The 16,642-nt window shown below is 53.6% G+C and carries 9 protein-coding genes; 4 read left to right on the forward strand and 5 right to left on the reverse strand.

Annotated elements, in window-relative coordinates:
* Window positions 1-490 precede the first annotated feature (490 nt).
* On the reverse strand, window positions 491-1,420 hold the full coding sequence (locus MXE41_RS04420; RefSeq protein ID WP_247099509.1) for a flagellin: 930 nt from the start codon (window positions 1,418-1,420) through the stop codon (window positions 491-493).
* Window positions 1,421-1,784: 364 nt separating this feature from the next.
* Between MXE41_RS04420 and MXE41_RS04425 the strand changes: the two genes are divergently transcribed.
* A complete protein-coding gene (locus tag MXE41_RS04425) occupies window positions 1,785-1,952 on the forward strand; it encodes a hypothetical protein (protein ID WP_247099510.1) in 168 nt (55 codons plus the stop codon).
* 215 nt (window positions 1,953-2,167) lie between these two features.
* On the opposite strand, the gene modA is transcribed toward MXE41_RS04425, so the two are convergent.
* The 4 genes from modA to lgt all read right to left on the reverse strand — a co-directional run bounded on the left by modA (window position 2,168) and on the right by lgt (window position 8,935).
* Window positions 2,168-3,019 (reverse strand): molybdate ABC transporter substrate-binding protein, encoded by an 852-nt coding sequence (modA, locus tag MXE41_RS04430; protein ID WP_246976102.1) that lies wholly within the window; start codon window positions 3,017-3,019, stop codon window positions 2,168-2,170.
* 334 nt (window positions 3,020-3,353) lie between these two features.
* Window positions 3,354-5,783, reverse strand: coding sequence for an MFS transporter (locus MXE41_RS04435; protein WP_247099511.1), 2,430 nt, complete (start codon window positions 5,781-5,783; stop codon window positions 3,354-3,356).
* 644 nt (window positions 5,784-6,427) lie between these two features.
* Complete coding sequence (gene glmU / locus MXE41_RS04440) at window positions 6,428-7,822, reverse strand: bifunctional UDP-N-acetylglucosamine diphosphorylase/glucosamine-1-phosphate N-acetyltransferase GlmU (RefSeq protein ID WP_247099512.1); 1,395 nt, start codon at window positions 7,820-7,822, stop codon at window positions 6,428-6,430.
* A gap of 246 nt (window positions 7,823-8,068) precedes the next feature.
* Complete coding sequence (gene lgt / locus MXE41_RS04445; RefSeq protein ID WP_247099513.1) at window positions 8,069-8,935, reverse strand: prolipoprotein diacylglyceryl transferase; 867 nt, start codon at window positions 8,933-8,935, stop codon at window positions 8,069-8,071.
* 760 nt (window positions 8,936-9,695) lie between these two features.
* Here lgt and MXE41_RS04450 point away from each other — a divergent pair.
* From MXE41_RS04450 to MXE41_RS04460, 3 genes are all read left to right on the forward strand, one after another.
* Window positions 9,696-14,453: a hypothetical protein gene (locus MXE41_RS04450; RefSeq protein ID WP_247099514.1), complete on the forward strand. Its 4,758-nt coding sequence runs from the start codon at window positions 9,696-9,698 to the stop codon at window positions 14,451-14,453.
* A 646-nt stretch (window positions 14,454-15,099) separates the two neighbouring features.
* On the forward strand, window positions 15,100-15,795 hold the full coding sequence (locus MXE41_RS04455; protein ID WP_247099515.1) for a 4'-phosphopantetheinyl transferase superfamily protein: 696 nt from the start codon (window positions 15,100-15,102) through the stop codon (window positions 15,793-15,795).
* A 336-nt stretch (window positions 15,796-16,131) separates the two neighbouring features.
* Window positions 16,132-16,551 carry a hypothetical protein gene (locus tag MXE41_RS04460; protein ID WP_246976082.1) on the forward strand — a complete coding sequence of 140 codons (420 nt, stop codon included), beginning with the start codon at window positions 16,132-16,134 and terminating at the stop codon, window positions 16,549-16,551.
* Window positions 16,552-16,642: the final 91 nt, after the last annotated feature.

The following is a 16,642-nucleotide window of genomic DNA, read 5'->3' on the forward strand; positions in this document are numbered from 1 at the left end:
TTATTGAGATATCTGCGGCCGTTCAAGCTGCTTACATTGGTATTAACATATACGCCCATGATTAAGCTCCGGTATTTTCACTATTAGTTTCAGTTGATATTGGGCCACAGAAGTTGGCTCACATGCAGTAGATTTAACGCCTTGCGTCATATGAAATTGAATAGCATAACGTATATGCAAAAATGGCGTATTTATGCGAAAAGTATAGTAAAAACGTCATTAAACTAGATATAAGGCTTCAATGGATTGTGACTTTGTGCAGAGCATTTCAGGCAAGCAGTCAAATCGCGGACACCGCATACGTTAGCCGTTTCTGCGTACAAGGCAACATAATGATTTATAAAACAAATAAGGAATTATATTATTAAAAGTGTCATAACTTCTGGTTGATTAGGTTGCCTGAAACGACGAAACCCCTGACCGCATGGTCAGGGGTTCCGGAGACTCTGCAGAGCGCTGCAGGCTCTGCAGGTAGCATGTGCTGTTTAAATTAGCCTAACAGTGACAGACCCAGCTGTGGACGGGTGTTAGCCTGCATCAGCATGGAGGTAGCAGCCTGCTGAATGATGGACTGCTGGGACAGATTTGCGGACTCTTCGGCGAAGTCTGCATCGCGAATTCTGCTGCGGGCATCAGCCTGGTTGGCAGAAACGTTAGCCTGGTTACGAATAGAGCTCTCCAAACGGTTTTGGATAGCGCCCAGGCCTGCACGCTCAGAGTCGATCTGAGCAATCATGGCATCCATAGCAGCAATTGCTTCATTTGCAGCGTCTGCTTTTGAGAATAAGATTTTGCCGGTGTTAAAGAACTTGGTCATATCAATCTTAGCACCGCCGCCACCACCACCAGCGGCGCCAAATTTGCCGGAGGCTTGAGCAATTCTTGTGAAGTGGGCATTAGCAACATCAAAGGTGATAGTATCGCCCTTGTTGGCGCCTACTTGAAGTGTAAGCTGACCTGCAGACTCCTTGCCACCCTGTAACAGACCAGTATCCTTACTTCCATCAAGGATCAGTGCGCCACCGAAGCGGGTCTGACCGGCAATACGATCGATTTCGGAAACAAGAGCAGTAGCCTCTTTGGAGAGGGCGGCCTTGTCATCTGCGGTGTTGGTGCCGTTAGCAGCCTGGACAGCCAGAGTACGAATCTTCTGGAGCATGTTGGTGGTTTCGTCCATGGCGCCTTCAATGGTCTGGGCAAGGGCGATACCATCAGCGGCATTACGGTTACCCTGGTTAAGACCGTTTACCTGGGTGGTCAGGCGGGAGCTGATTTGTAAGCCAGCAGCATCGTCCTTGGCGCTGTTAATTCTCAGACCTGAAGAGAGTCTCTGGTAGGTAGTAGTCAGCTGATTCTGTACGTTATTGAGATATCTGCGGCCGTTCAAGCTGCTTACATTGGTATTAACATATACGCCCATTTTGATGCTCCGGGATGTTTGTATTTAGTTTCAGTAAAGTCGTGGTGGGCCACAGAAGTTGACCTCACATGCAATAAGGTTAACGTGCTGTTTGTTATTGAAATTGAATAGCAGGTCATATCATATATGCATGATGAGCTTATTTATCAACTGGAGGAAGTTTAAAACTGTGCTTGACTAGATGTGAATATTCTTAATCATGCGGACCTTGTTTGCTTGTGACTAAATGCCCCGTAACTCGCGCATTAATCATATGGCAAACACCTTGCGTGAGGTCAGGTAAGTGTGTTCATGCCCATGACATGTTCAGGCAGGCACAGAAGAGTTTATGGAACGTATTAAGGCCATAAAGGGAGATTGAATTATGGCTCTTTACGTTAACACGAATGTTTGGTACATCAATGCTCAGCGCAATCTGAGTTCTGAGACCTCAGCCCTGACTAAGAACAACATTATCCAGCAGGCTTATCTGGCCGTTCTGGCTCAGGCCAGCCAGCGCCCAACTATCGCTCTGAGCCTGTCAGGTCAGTAATACAGAATTATCTTTCTCTCTTTATCATTTAAGGCGGGTTTATCCCGCCTTTTCGCATTTTGAATGCTATGCCTTTGCAGTGTTTAACGCTTTATAAAACATATACGTTTGCACGGAGTGATGTGAGTGCATGAAAAAAGCCCCCATTATGGGGGCTTTTTTCATGGTTATGAGGCGCAGCTGACGCAATCGCATCCTGGTCACTGGGATGCCTGCTATTCCTCTGGGGCTATTGGGGCGAAGCCAAAGGTGGTGAAGACTCTGTGAGCGCGGGGATCGTCAATGATGTAGGTCAGAAGCAGCTGCGCGGCTCTGAGCTTGCTGCTTTGCATGAGCAGCACGCCATAGTACTGGATGTCAGAGTGGCGGGAGCGAGGCACAATATAAAACGAACCTGGGATACGGTGCTTAATGGAGGTTATCAGTGGCAGAGTAACAAATCCGGCCTGTACATTGCCTGATGAAACCATGGAGTATACCTGGTACTCATGTTCGCTTCTGTAGGTTTTGTCCTTAAGGTAGGAGGTGTTGAAGCCTGATGTTCTTACAGCCTGTCGGGAGGCGTAGCCTACAGGGGTAAGGGAGGAGTCAGCAATGGCCAGAGACTTTATCTTCTGCTGAGCAAAGAGTGCACGCGGATCGTGTCCTTTAAACAGTGTCGGATCGGCTGACCACAGCACCAGAGGTGCGCGGGCAAAGGCCTTCATGGAGCTGCCCAGTGCTTTCTGGGAGCGAATCAGGCTGATTGGCAGACGCTCGTCTGACGAAAGCAGTACATCACAGACACGGCGGGTATTGTTGCCCGGAGCGTTCGCAATGCGGGCATAGAGCTCATTTGCTGTGCCAAAGACAGGCTTGAACTTAACAGGAGCATGGTCCTTGAGATAGTTGACTGCCTGGTAGAGCTGGGGGACGGCACATACCTTAAGCTCAGCTGCCTGAGCAAAGGACGGGGCGATGAGCAGCATAAGGCCCGCAAGGGCAGATACAGCAGCTGCAAGGGGGCGGTATCCGAACTTAAGACGGGATAATGCCAGGCGGATAAGAGAATTGAGAGAAAGAGACATGGCTTTTTCCGGGCATGTGATCTGAACAGATATTAAAGCCATTATAAGATGCATGTGGACAGGGGAAAAGACAGACGGCATGGATATGCTCTGTGTGACGTCAGATGGTGCATGTGGTGGATCAATGAGCCATATTTATGCCGATCAGGCTGAGGCTGTGCATCACAGTATGACAGGAGGTGACGCAGCGGCCATGCGTGCCTGGTATGGCCGTGCTTGCCTGCATGGCATAGCTGCGGAGCATGGCTGCAGAGCATGGCAGGCCTTGCAGGGTGGGGCATGGGCAGGACAGGCATGACTTGTCCTGGCCCTGCAGGGGTGACAGGGGCTGCTGTCAGTTAACGATGTGCTTTTCGCACTGGATGAGGCGCTCGAAAAGCTCGGTAGGGGAGCCTGAGGTGCGCAGCTTTTCGGCAAAGCCTGATTCATTTAACAGCAGGGACAGGCGGCCCAGGAGATTGAGGTGGGTTTCGCCGTCGTCAGGGCTGGCCAGCAGGAAGACCAGATCGCATTTGCGATCATCAAGGGCGCCAAGATCCATTGGCTCATCAAGAGTTGCGACCACTACGGTGGCGCGGCGTACTGAGGATGATTTGGCATGTGGCAGGGCTATGCCCTCGGCAATACCACATGGTCCAAGGTCCAGACGGGCACGCAGATCATGCATGTAGTCAATTTCTGAGGTAATGGCATTAACTCGGGCCAGTTTCTGGACCATGGCCTTGAGCAGATCATCAATGGTTCGGGCCTTGAGCTTGATAATCATGGTGCTCTCATCCAGGCTGTAGCGCAGCATGAAATGTCTGGTGCCGTCAGCACCAGCACCTGATTCGGCATGCTGATTTTGTCTGAGATACTGCAGATTATTGAGAATATTACGGTAAAAGGCTCCATTGAGTTTGTAGTAGGAGCTGAAAATCAGAGCAGCAGTAATACCCAGAATGGAGGCTATGGCCACAGCCAGATTCATGCTGATCTCAGGGACACTGACGCCCTTGGTATTGATATGATTGGTAAGTGAAAAGGCTCCGCCATAGAAGAAAAAGGACACCATGGCTCCGGTATGACGTGCCATGGAACGCATGGCAAAGACCATTCCGTCTGTGCGCAGGGAGAATTTGAACTCGCCATAGTCCACAGTATCAATAGTCATGGCTGTTACAGCTACACGACACAGACCTACGGCAATATTGCCAAGGAACATGCAGCCGGCCAGACAGGCATAGAAGATATCTTCATTTTGCGGAGCAATGGTTATAAGGCCAAAAGATGTGATGGCCATGCAGATAGACAGATTGAAAATCCATGAGCGTGGTATCTGCCTTGCCATGGAGGAAAAGGAAATCATGCTAAAGCACTGGATCAGAGCTCCGGCCAGCAAAATAAAGTAAATAGTAGGCTGATCAAAGAGCGATCTTTCCATGAAAAAGGTTATGAGAGCACCAAGCACAATACCAATCATGGTATTGAGCAGAATGCTGCATAAAAACAGAACTACCAGCTGATCATTGTTGAAGATCACCTTGAACATGCGATTGAGCAGGCGCAGAGGATTGGCGCGGCTGCAAAATGAATGCAGCATGCCCTGTGCAGGGTTCTGAGGTGACATGAATGACTGAGCCGGGTCAAACTCCGCACCACGGGCAGTGCTTGAGATCTGATCGTAAAAGTCGCGGGCATTGTGCTGGCGCTGACGGCCGGTGCGTTCAAGCACATAGGTGCTGTAAAGCTCACTGGTTTCTGCCATGGCACGGTCAGGATCAGCCTGAACGCTCTCAGGGACGGCCTGAGCAGTGCTTATGCCATTGTCCCTGTTGCTCTGAGGTGGTGGAGCTACGCCTGCAGCTGCATACAGGGTAGCAGCTGCTGCAGCAGCACCTGAGCGGCTGATCATGGCATTGATATAGTCCTCATCAGCGCTGCCTGCTGCAACGACAGAATGTGATGCAGTTGCGCTTGCAGATGCAGGATCTGAGTATGCAGTGGCGCCAGCTGTTACGGCCTGTGTCATTGCTGCAGATGCAGCGGTCAGAGCATTGTTCTGATCAGAGGCATGCAGGGCTGACTGTACTGCTGGAGATGGAGGGATGAAGTGCTGAGTGCCGTCTGACGGGGGCAGATAGTCATTAGGAGAAGTGCTCAGCAGCATGATGAAAGCGCCCTGACTGATTAGCAGCAGGAGCAGGCAGATAAAGACAATGACGCGATAATCAGATCCGTCAGCAATTGAAATAAAAGGGACCTTGTTGAGTACCGGCAGCACGCAGATTACCAGCAGCTGAGTGCCGATAAAGTGGCTGATTGTGGGTATGGCTGACATGGAGTCGCGCGTTGCGACATTGGTATTGAAGACTGACAGTACCGACCAGGTAGGCAGGTCAATGATGATAAAGGACAGAGACCAGAACATATAGACTGCGGCTATGTACAGATAGCGCAGGTCAGGGTCAATCTGCAGGACAAAATAAAAAGCACACAGTCCGGCCGCATTAAGTGCTATGCCCAGTACTACATAGGGTTTGTACTTGCCAAGGCGGCTGCGGGTGTGATCGATAAAGGCACCAAGAAGAGGAGTAAAGACGACGCCCATCAGGTGATGGCCAAGATAGAGCAGACCAAGGAAGGTCACGGAAATATCCAGTACCTGAATGCAGTACAGAAAAACCGAGCAGTTAATAAGACCATAGACCAGATCTTTGCCAAAACAGCTGAAGCCGTAAATAAGGCGATCCTTAAAGGCTATGGAGTTTTGAACTTCTATCATTGCGCCCTGCGTAGTGAATGCTCAGGTAATGACTTGAGGCAGCCCTGTCTCTAACCGTAAAACGGTTCTGTGCCTGTATGTCATGTAAATCTGCCTAACGGGCAGAGCTGCTGAGCTGAAAATAAGGTACTCAGTACCTGTGCCACAAGCTGACAGATTTTGAGGTTCTGAGCTTACCATGAATACGGATGCGTCCACTTCAGGCATCCAGCTGAACCTCACATTTTAACAAATTAAGTGACGACTTAAGCCGCTGTGCCGTGCCGGGGCAGTGTACCGGCCAGGGATGGCACAGGGGCTGTCATGGTGGTGGTGGGCGTCACGGCAGTGAGCGAGGCACGCCAGAGGGACTGTCATGGTGTTGGGGCGCCACGGCAGTGAGCGAGGCATGGCAGTGAGCGAGGTATGGCAGTGAGCGAGGTATGGCAGAGGGACTGTCATTGCAGCTGCAGAGCCAGCGTGGTGGCCGTGAACGTGCACAGCATGGCAGTGGCTACGGCTCTGATGAGGCAACGTCATGCCTGGTGCATAAAGCAAAAGTCCCGCAGATCTGCACTGGGGCGATCTGCGGGACCTTGCGCAGGCTACGCGCCTGCAGGGCAGGGCGGAGTCCTGAGCGATGTCGTTTGCTGGTGTTGCAGGCCTTACTTTTTAGGCTGCTTGACCGGACGCTTGTAGGTGGTGATGGTGCGGGCCTGGGCACGGGTGATGTGCAGGGTGCCGGCAGCGACAGTGCGGGTAACGGTAGTGCCCGCACCTACGGTGGCTCCATCCTCAACGGTCACCGGAGCGACCAGCTGGGTATCAGAGCCGATAAAGACATCATTGCCAATGGTAGTGCGGTGCTTGTAGGCGCCGTCGTAATTACAGGTAATAGTACCGGCGCCAATATTGGTATTGGTGCCGATATCGGTATCGCCGATATAGGTCAGGTGACCTGACTTGGTGCCTGCACCGATATGGCTGTTCTTAACCTCTACGAAGTTGCCCACATGGACATCGTCCTCAAGGATATTGCCCGGACGCAGACGGGCAAATGGGCCAATGGTGGTGCCCTTCTTAAGCTCGGACTTCTCCATGATGGTGTATGGGGAGATGATGCTGTTATCGCCAATGGTTACATTGTTGAGTACACAGCCGGTACCTATGACTACGTTGTTGCCCAGTACTACGCGACCTTCAATGATGACATTGGTATCAACAAAGCAGTCCTGACCAAAGATCAGCTCACCGCGTACGTCAAAGCGGGCAGGGTCAGCAAGAGTAAGACCGTTCATCATGTACTCACGGGCACGCTCTTTCTGGTAGATACGCTCGATAAAGGCCAGCTGAGCCTTGTTATTAATACCCTCAAGACGATCGGTATTGCAAGGTTCGGCCCTGACAATGCTTACCTTGCGGCCGGCTCGAGCCATCAGCACTGGCAGGTCAGTAAGGTAGTACTCATGCTGGGCATTGCTGTTGCCAATCCTGCTTAAAAATTCGTTTAAGGCAGCGCCTCTGACAGCAATCATGCCGGTGTTGATTTCACGTATGGCTTTCTGCTCGGCACTGGCGTCCTTCTCCTCGACAATATTCTCAAGAGAGCCGTCAGCAGCACGGATAATGCGGCCATAGCCAAAAGGAGAGGCCGGTTCGGAGGTCAGCAGGGCAAGTTCACTGCTTTCAAGCTCAGCAAGCAGACGCTCAAGCTCGCTCTTTGGTGTTAAAGGAGTGTCGCCATAAAGCACGATTACATGGCTGTCCGGGCTTAACTTGTCCTGAGCCTGCATAACAGCATGGGCAGTGCCCAGCTGCTGTTCCTGCAGGGAGATGGTCAGCAGGCTGCGGGTGCTCTCATCCAGCTTTTGCAGGGCTGTTTCAACCTGATCGCTTTTATGACCAAGTACCAGATGAATACGGGACGGCTGGAGCTCTTGAGCTGTCTTGATTACGTGGAAAAGCATAGGAACTGAAGCCACTGGATGAAGTACCTTTGGCAGATCAGAATGCATTCTCTTGCCCATACCTGCGGCAAGGATAATTACCTCAAGAGCCATAAACTCTCCTCAATAAGTTTAATTTTCAGGCCCGGAGGGCCTGCCACACAATAAGTTTAACCTTTTGATGCTGACCAGCTGCACCGGAGGACAGACTGGAGGGCGACGCCTGCTGCGCATGGATGGCAGCGCCTGCTGCGCATGGATGGCAGCGCCTGCAGCGTATGGAGGGCAGCGCCTGTTGCGCATACAGTGCAGAGACACCAGGCGTGCCGGCGCACTGCGGCACGGGGCGCCGACGGGATATCAGCTCTTGCTGCTGTCGCTGTCAGAGGCGGAGCTGTCAGCTGCCTCTGAGCGAAGCTGGTCAGGGCTGATGCCCTGAGCGCGCATTTTACGGTCGCGTCTGAACAGATAGACCATAAGCACTATTGAGCCTGCTATGAATGGCAGGCTGAGCAGCTGGCCTACATTGAGGGCCATGTGAGTGCTGTATTCGGCCTGCTCTATCTTAAGCGGTTCAATGAGCAGACGTGCGGTGAAGATGCAGAAGAGCAAAATGGCCAGCAGCATGCCCTCAGAACGCTTTTTCCACATGATGTAGAGAGACAGCAGCAGGATAAAGGTCATGTAATAGGCAAAGGCCTCCATAAGCTGGGCCGGATAGCGGGCAAAATCCTCACCCAGGCGGGCAAAGACTACGCCAAAAGGACTGTCGGTTGGTATGCCCAGAATCTCAGAGTTCATGAAATTGCCAATGCGGATAAAGGTGCATACAAGAGCAATAGGCACCACAATCATGTCAGCAATCTCAAAGAAACGATAGCGTCCTTTTGATCGTCTGATAAAAAGGGTAAAGGCCAGAATCACACCTACAGTGCCTCCATGGCTGGCAAGGCCGCCCTGCCAGATCTTGAGAATATCAAGCGGGTGAGCCAGATAGTAGGATGGATCGTAAATAAGGCAGTGGCCAAGACGTGCACCTATGATCGTGCCCAGGAAGACATAAAAGAGCATGCGATCCAGGTCTTCAGTGTTGTAGCGGGCTCTTTTGAACATGGCCTGCATGATGAAGTAACCGAGCACAAAACCGCCGGAAAACAGCAGTCCATACCAGCGCAGGGTCACCGGACCAACAGAAAAGGCAACAGGATCTATATCCCAGACAAACATTTGCTAAATACCTGAATACATAAATGGAAAGTGAAAATGGTTTCAGCGTCTGAGCCTGAGTACGCAAACACGGCCCTGCCCAGAGCATTGGGGCAAGTTTAGCCCAGCTTATTTGGTCTGGGTATGGCCTTTGCAGTAAACTAATATAGCTGTCGGGTGGACTGACTGTATGCAGCCGCTCTCATGGGCTCAGGCAGGTACTGCACAGGCCCGGTTCCGGCGGAATGAGCACGGGCACGCCGGGCACGCCGGGCGTTACAAAGCCATCTGTGTTCCGTACTTTGTTATAATCGAACGCTGGTGCGGGTATTGTGACACATTTTCGTGCAGGCTATGCCTGGGGTAAGAGAATTTACCCTCGGCGCCACAAGGGAGCAGTAATTACCATCTGTGCCGCTGCGATGACCTGGGATGCTTTGCACCGCAGGTATCTGACAGTACAGGCCAGCTGGCTTTTGTAAGCATAATGACCTGGGTTGCTTTGCACCGCAGGTATCTGACAGTACAGGCCTGCCGGCTTTTGTAAGCATTCTGTCCAGGCCGTCAGTTTATGATGCGTTTTATAATGCGTTGTCAGAGCTGACATCATAATGTTACCTTGCAGCCCCATCTGTTCGTTTTTTGTACCGGAACCCTGTCTGTATATGGCCAGGCTGTCTGTCCTGCACCTGGATGCAGGGCATCACAATATCCGGTCTCCGGTTTAGCTCCACCTTACTGAGCCTGAATTTATTCATCGTCCTGAAGACCTCTCTCTGTTATGGCTGACCTTATTTCCTCTGTAGACGCGCTGTTCTCCTACTTTGGAGGCGTGTTATTTGTTCTGGGCCTGCTGTGTTGCCTGGTGCCACGTACATTCAGATTTGGTGTTATCACCATGCTGATTGCTGACGTGCCTCTGGCTCTGGCAGTTGCCTTTCCACGCCGCGTGATTGAAGAGCTGCAGAAACTTGGTCTGAGCCCTGAAGATTTCCCTGATGTACAGACCGGTCATACCTGGGGTATTGCCGGTGGTGTAGCCACATTTATTGTCCTTTTTGTCATTCGTACCGTTCTGGTATCAATGTTCAAAAAGCCTGAGGTCAAGGAGCAGCCTGAGCCTGAACAGCTCGATATGGACGACGCTCCCGTAGAGCTGGGCGACGATGATCCTGATCTTGGCAATGCCTTAACCAATGACCTTTCTGCCCGTGAGCCGGTGGCTGCAGGCAAGAAAGGAAAAAAGTCATGGCAGAGTGCCAGTGCCCGCCACCTCAACTCTGATGACAATCCTCTGAACCTCGAAGATGCCGTTGTCGACCTGGACAACTTAAAAAAAAATAATTCAGGAGACGGACTGAGCCCTGATCTGGGCTCTGGATCAGGCATCGAGGAGGATCCCCATGGCCGCTTTTCGCTGAGCGACATCAAAAAGGCCCAGGCCGGCGTTGATGATGCTCAGAAAGAGCCCACGCTAGGACCGGACGCATTTAAAAATCACATGGGGCATGATGAGCCAAGCTTCAGCAATGCCTTTATCGACAATGCCGCTCTGGGCACCTCCAATCATCCTTACAGCACCAGCATTGCTGCGCACAGCAGTACCGCTCAGGCTCCGGCAGGCCCGGCAGCCGCATCGGGCGGTGCCGGAGCTGCCGCCTCAGGTTCAGCTGCGCCAGCTGGATCAGCCGGCGCGTCTGACAGGAGCGCAGGCCGTGCGCCTGCACGCAATGGCCGCGCGCCGGATGACAAGGCCGCTGCCGCTGCCCCCTCAGGTGCTGACAAATCATCAAAGGACAAAGCAGGCTCCTCAAAGGGAGGTCCTGCCGATGCTGCATGGGCTGACGCTGCTGAATCAGGTGGCGCTGGCAAGGGCAAGTCATCATCATGGTCATCTCTTTTATCCAAGATCAATCAGGCCCAGAAAGAGACGCCTCAGGCTGGCAGTGACAAAGCTCAGGCTTCAGGTTCCCGTCTCAGGTCTTCAGTTCCTTATGCCGCCATGGACGATGAAGAGGAGCACAGCGATGATGTCAGCCGTGCCCTTGATGATCGTTATGCCAGTCTTGACGGTGATGAAGACTTTAATTCCTATTCAGGCAAAAAGCCTCGCAGCAGCGCTGCTGCCGGCGGCGCTGCCGGTGCTGCAGGCTCCAACAGCGTATCTGATCTGACCACCTCAGGACGTATCAGTATTGATGATGTATCGCTGGCCGGTAACAAGGTAGGCGATCTGCTCGGAGCTATCGACAGTGATGGCAAGAGCGGTGATGAGGCTGAGGCCAGTCTGCTTTCAAAGCTCAAAGAGCGTGATGCCCGCAATTCAGGCAGTAAAAACAGCGACAGCAAGTTCAGCTTTGCTGATGTGCTCAACTCTGCTCAGCAGCGTCAGAATGACATTGAAAACGGTGAAGATGAGGTCGGTGATGAAGAGGAGCAGCAGGCTTTTGCAGCTCTGGGGCGCTCCCACAAGACTGTAGCTGAGGCTCTTGCCGATCTTGAGGCTCAGGAAGACTCCCTGGACGCCTCCCAGGACGCCCCTGGCGTGCCAGGCGTCGTCTCTGGCGCCGCTGCAGGCGGCGTACGCACGCCTGCTGATGACTATCCACCGGCTGCCACCATGGATGAGTGGAATGCCGGCACCATTGCTCAGGAGCATGGTCTGCCTCTGCCTGTTAACAGCAATATTTCCTATCTGTACGGCAGTGCTGCAGCAGGTCATGGTCATCCGGGCACGGTCTATGGTCATGATGACATTACCTCAGGCTTTGACAGCCTCAAGGGCCTGTCTCCTGATGGTAATGCCCGTGGTCAGAACGGATCAGGCATGAAAGCTACCAGCGGCTTTGGCTGGAAGAATGAGCCTGAGGGGGCACCTGGCGTTTATGACAACAATGTCACTGATTACAGCTTCTCGATGAGCGGTACCTTCAAGGAAAAATCTCAGCTTTCCGTAGCCGGCTTTGTTGATCGCAGCTCTTATCTGGGTCAGTCTGAATACGAGGCTGATTTCCACGAAAACGAGCTTACCGACATGATTGCCCGCCAAGAGGGCCGTCCAGCTCCAAACACTCCATCCCCATCAGGCCGTTATGGCGCTCAGCCTGGTCTTGCCTTTGCCCGCGAGGCTTCATGGCAGTCAGGATCAGCCGCCAGCCGTGATGATCTGCTGCAAAGTGCTCCTGGCACTCCGCTCAACCGTGAGCAGGTGCTGGAAATGGCCCGTCAGGTTGCCCAGCAGATTACCGCTGAGCTTGATGAGGAAGTTAACAAGCAGGAAAACCGCAAGCTTGGCCGTCGTGCTCAGAAAGCTACTGATGAGGCTCAGGCCTTTCTTGAGGCCCTGGCCCGCGAATCCCTGCGCGGCATTATCCGCAACGATCCTTCCCCTGATGCTGCTGTGCTTGGTGGTCTGAGCGACAGCGAGTACAGTGCCGCCATCGATCAGCAGAGCTATTCATCAGGTCCTGACTATAACGCAGGTACCCATTACCGCTCCGGTGCGGCCTCATCAGCGGCACAGACGCGCCCTGCTGCCGCAGGTGCAGCAGCTGGTGCCGGTCGCGCATCACGTCCTGCTGCCGGCGCCCCTGTCCAGACTGCAGCAGCCGGTCGCAGGCAAGCTAATGCCCAGGCTGGTGCCGCAGCTCGCGGCCGTGCCTCTGACAGCGCTGCAGCCGCAGCTTCAGGCGGTCGTTCAGCCCCGGCCTCGGGCGGCCGTGCCGCCGCAGGTACAGGCGCGCCATCTGGCGCACAAGCTGGCACAGCAGCACGTAACCGTGCCCGTCCGGCTGCAGCCAATGGCAGTGCCAGTGCCTCAGATTACGCCCTTAAGGATCACATCACCGATGCAGCTCAGGACGAGGCCCGCGCTCTGGCTGGAATCTTCGGGTCAGACAAGGGTGCATCAGGAGCCTCTGGGACCGCTGGCACAGCTGGCCGTTCAGGTTCGAAGGTTCTTTCTGAGTCCGAGCGCATTGAGATCAAGTCTGGTGATGGTGCTCAGTCTCCTGAAATCAAACGTGCCGGCGATCAGGAGCTTATCATCCACAAGGCCCATGAGCTTGACGCTCTGTCCCTCAAAAAGAAGAAAGAGGGTGTACCTGAGGCCAATGTGGGCAAGGTAGTAAGAACCGCTGATGCCGATAATGATCTGGAAAAGAGTGCTTCACGCTCCCTTAAGGTCAGTGGTAACGCCCCTGCAGGCGAGATCAAGGGTCTGACCAGCGCCTCTGCCGCTGCATCTGCAGCCACCGCAGGACGCCCTGCCTCAGCCTCAGTCGCAACTGCATCAGCCCGCGCCTCCGGCACAGCAGCCCCGGCACGATCCTCCGGCACGGCAGCCCCGGCAGGTGCCGCTGCACCGGCCGGCGCCCAGGGCGCACTCGCCTCAGGAACGGCCGCCGCTGCTGGTGCTGCCCCTGCTGGTGCAGCGGCCCAGTCATCTGCCGGAAGCATGGCTGAGCGCATGGCAGCCGTTAAGGCCGCCGCTGCTGCCCGCAAGGCGTCAGGCAAGGAAGAGGCTGTTCAAAGCGTTGCTGAACGTGTGGAAAAGAACAGTGACAGGGAGCTGCCAACCCGTTCTGCCGCACGCGTGAATATGCTTAAGAATCGTGCGTTAAACGCCCGAGTCGAAAGTGCTGAAAAAATGCAGGATCGCAAGGTTGCATCCTACATGGCTCACAACCAGGCAAAGCGCGCTCAGAAGGTTGCTGATGAGGCAGCTCAGGCAGCTGCAGTCGGCGCTGCTGGCGCAGGCGCTGTAAAAGCTCAAGCCCCATCCGGTGCAGCTGCAGGTGCTGCAGCAGGTGCTGCAGCAGGTGATAACTCTATCGCCCGTGCCCGTCAGGGAATTGCTGCTCTTAAGAGTAAAATGGCTGCCCGTGCAGCCTCCGGACCTCAGGAAACATCAGAGCCTGGCAAGTCAGGAACAGCTGCTGTCAGTGATGCCGGCAAGTCTGCAGCTCAGGCAGCTGCAGCTGCATCAGATGCTGCTGCCCGTGCTGCAGCTGAAGATGAGAAGCTCAGCGCCAGTGCCCGCTTCGATGCTCTTAAGAACCGCCTGAGCCGTGTATCTCAGGAGCCGGAAAAGGCCGTAGCTCAGGCTGTAAGATCCCTTACCTCCAAGGTAAGTGTGCTCTCACCTGAGGAGAAGTCATCCACAGCTGCTGCAGTTTCCGTAGCGGCCACTGTCGCGCGCGGCGCCGCCGCAGCCGACAAGGCCGCCCCTGCAGCTGCTCAGGCTGCAGCTCCAGCCGGGGAAGCTGCCAAAGAGGCTGCACCGACAGCTCCAGCTGCACCTGCTGCAGCTCCGGCTGCTGAAAAGGAGCAGGGCACTGCCCGTGCCTCCTTAAAGCACCGTCGCCGCTCCCGCAGCGAGGTCGAGCCGGCCGCTGCTGCAGCTGCCACCACAAAGACTGAGGCTGCCCCAGCTTCGGCTGCTGAGGCAGCTAAAGCTGCAGCAGCCGGTAGCGAGGGCACCCGTCAGCCGGGCACTCTGCGCCGCTCACTGGCCTCACGCCGCCGTTCGGGCAAGTAGTCCGGAAGGTACAGTGGCGTGGGCCGGTCAGGCACTCTGGCCGGGACAGGGGCGTGGGCCGTACCGGGACATGGACCGTGCCTGGAGACTGCTGGAGACAGTTGGAGCTGGCTTGCCTGAGCCGGGGCTGCTGGATGGGGTATTATGAAGATGCTTTATAATGCCCCATAGTGCGGCATAAAACATTTTGCTGCGTAACTTGGTACATGCGTACTGATGAGTTTGCGCAGTCAGCTTTGCTTAAACGTTAGCAATGAGGGCCGCACCTGGTGCGGCCTTATGATTTTTTTTAAGCTGGGTCGACTTCCAATTGAAACTCACAGAAGAAAATCCGGTCTATCTTGGAGTTATGTCCTGTATTTGCCAGAAGCTCAGCTCCCTGCTTGCCCCTGACAGTGCCATCACCTCGGCAGCAGCGGGGATGAAAGAGCAGCGGGCCCGGTCTTTTACCGCCGGACGAGCACTGCTCAAAGCTGCACTGTGCCGTGAGGGGCTGGTGAACGCAAGTGAGGCCATGCCGCCCATTGCTACCGGCGCCGGAGGCAAACCTGAGTTGTGCTGGCCTGATAATCTTAGCCGGGCATGCTTTAATATCTCGCACACTGATGGAGTGCTGGCCCTTGCTTTGGGGCCTGAAAGTCAGGGTGTGGATATTGAGCAGATAAGTGAGCGCCGCCTGCGTCCGGCGCTGCTTAAAAGAGTGCTTAATGCCAGGGAGCATGAGCTGCTTGAGGCCATGGAATCATCCTGGCAGCGCGCCGCTTTCTTTGCCCGTCAATGGACCCTGCGCGAAGCTCTGCTCAAGGTAACAGGCAGGAGTATTTTTGCCATGGACTGTCTGGATATTGATCCTGATGCCATGACTGTAAATGCTCCGGATACCCCATCAGGATGGCTTTTATTTAAGAATCTGCATCTTTTGGTGCGCCGGTGCAGCACAGACATTATGACCTCCCCATCAGAGGGCTCAGACTGTGCACTTTGCTCTGATACAGTGCGAAATGAAGGTATCAAAACGCAACTTTGTTGCAGCTATGAATCCCAGGGGCGATTCATGGGGTATCATTTTGGCAATGACATCAAAACTGACAGTCCTGTGGGCCGGGTTAATGATGATAAAGGACAGCTTACAGCAAGCTATGCGCTGTGTATTTTTCACAAAGCTGATATCTGTCCGAAAAATTTGACCGTTATGGTGCATAATGACAGTTTTTCAGTACCAGATGGGCACGCAGTCTGCAGTAACTGTCATCAAACGTGTGCAGACGAAAATCCGATGCACGCTTTTACAGGATTAAAACTGGTTCCTGACGCTGTAATAGCGGTTAATCAAAGCCGTTAATCATGAAGTAGTACAGGACATCACACACCAGGCGCCTGTCACAAAAGCCTCAGGAGGCTCCCTGAAAAATCAGGGCATATGCTTTGTCTCCTGGTTTATCTGAGGGCTTAAGACAGCACTTTTCCGGAAATGGCCTCATGCAGCTGGCCTCATGCAGCTGGCAGAGGCAGATCCGAAGCTGTCAAACAGGAAATAATGGCAATGCTGCTAATTGCCCAGTGCCTGGCCCCGGATTATTTCCGGATATGACTGAAATTGAATTATTAGTAGGGATCTGCAGAGCATGTAACAACAGCAGATCCGACTGCCATCAGCAGTATAAAGAGAGGTAATGCAGTGGCTCTTTTCAAGTTTGTTTCGTTTATTGGTGCAGCCTGTTTACTGTTTTCCATTGCTCCATGGACACCACTTATTGACTTCTACGCCCGCATCTTTGGATCCATAGGCCTTGCATGGGGCGCAACCTACTTCATGCTCAGGGAAAATGAAGTCGTGTACGGTTCCGTATGCATTATTTTCGCTGTGCTGGTTCAGCCGTTTTATGACATTGAGTATTCCCGTGGCGTATGGATGCTGATTTCCTTCCTGTCAGGCACTTACCTGGCTCTGTGCGGCATGCTCTGCTACAAGATTGAAAAGACCAATGCCATCAACAAGATCAAGCGCGAAGCTGAGCTGGAAATTTACCGCCAGAATGAAAAGCTCCTGAGAGCTCAGGAAGAGCAAGAAGACACTCTCATTCATAAGAGACAGTAATCAACTGGTTCTACTCAGGCAGAGTGCACTGCTCTCTTGGTGCCCTGCACTGAGTTCAGTGCTGACCAGGCATTAGCAGGTCAGGCCATAA

Origin of the sequence: Anaerobiospirillum sp. NML120449 (genome assembly GCF_023051105.1) — a bacterium.
Lineage (GTDB): Bacteria > Pseudomonadota > Gammaproteobacteria > Enterobacterales > Succinivibrionaceae > Anaerobiospirillum.

Coding starts and splice junctions, on each gene's coding strand:
- lgt (WP_247099513.1), bottom strand. CDS start 8,935: ATGTTTGTCTGGGATATAGATCCTGTTGCCTTTTCTGTTGGTCCGGTG.
- MXE41_RS04420 (WP_247099509.1), bottom strand. CDS start 1,420: ATGGGCGTATATGTTAATACCAATGTAAGCAGCTTGAACGGCCGCAGA.
- modA (WP_246976102.1), bottom strand. CDS start 3,019: ATGTCTCTTTCTCTCAATTCTCTTATCCGCCTGGCATTATCCCGTCTT.
- MXE41_RS04425 (WP_247099510.1), top strand. CDS start 1,785: ATGGCTCTTTACGTTAACACGAATGTTTGGTACATCAATGCTCAGCGC.
- MXE41_RS04450 (WP_247099514.1), top strand. CDS start 9,696: ATGGCTGACCTTATTTCCTCTGTAGACGCGCTGTTCTCCTACTTTGGA.
- glmU (WP_247099512.1), bottom strand. CDS start 7,822: ATGGCTCTTGAGGTAATTATCCTTGCCGCAGGTATGGGCAAGAGAATG.
- MXE41_RS04435 (WP_247099511.1), bottom strand. CDS start 5,783: ATGATAGAAGTTCAAAACTCCATAGCCTTTAAGGATCGCCTTATTTAC.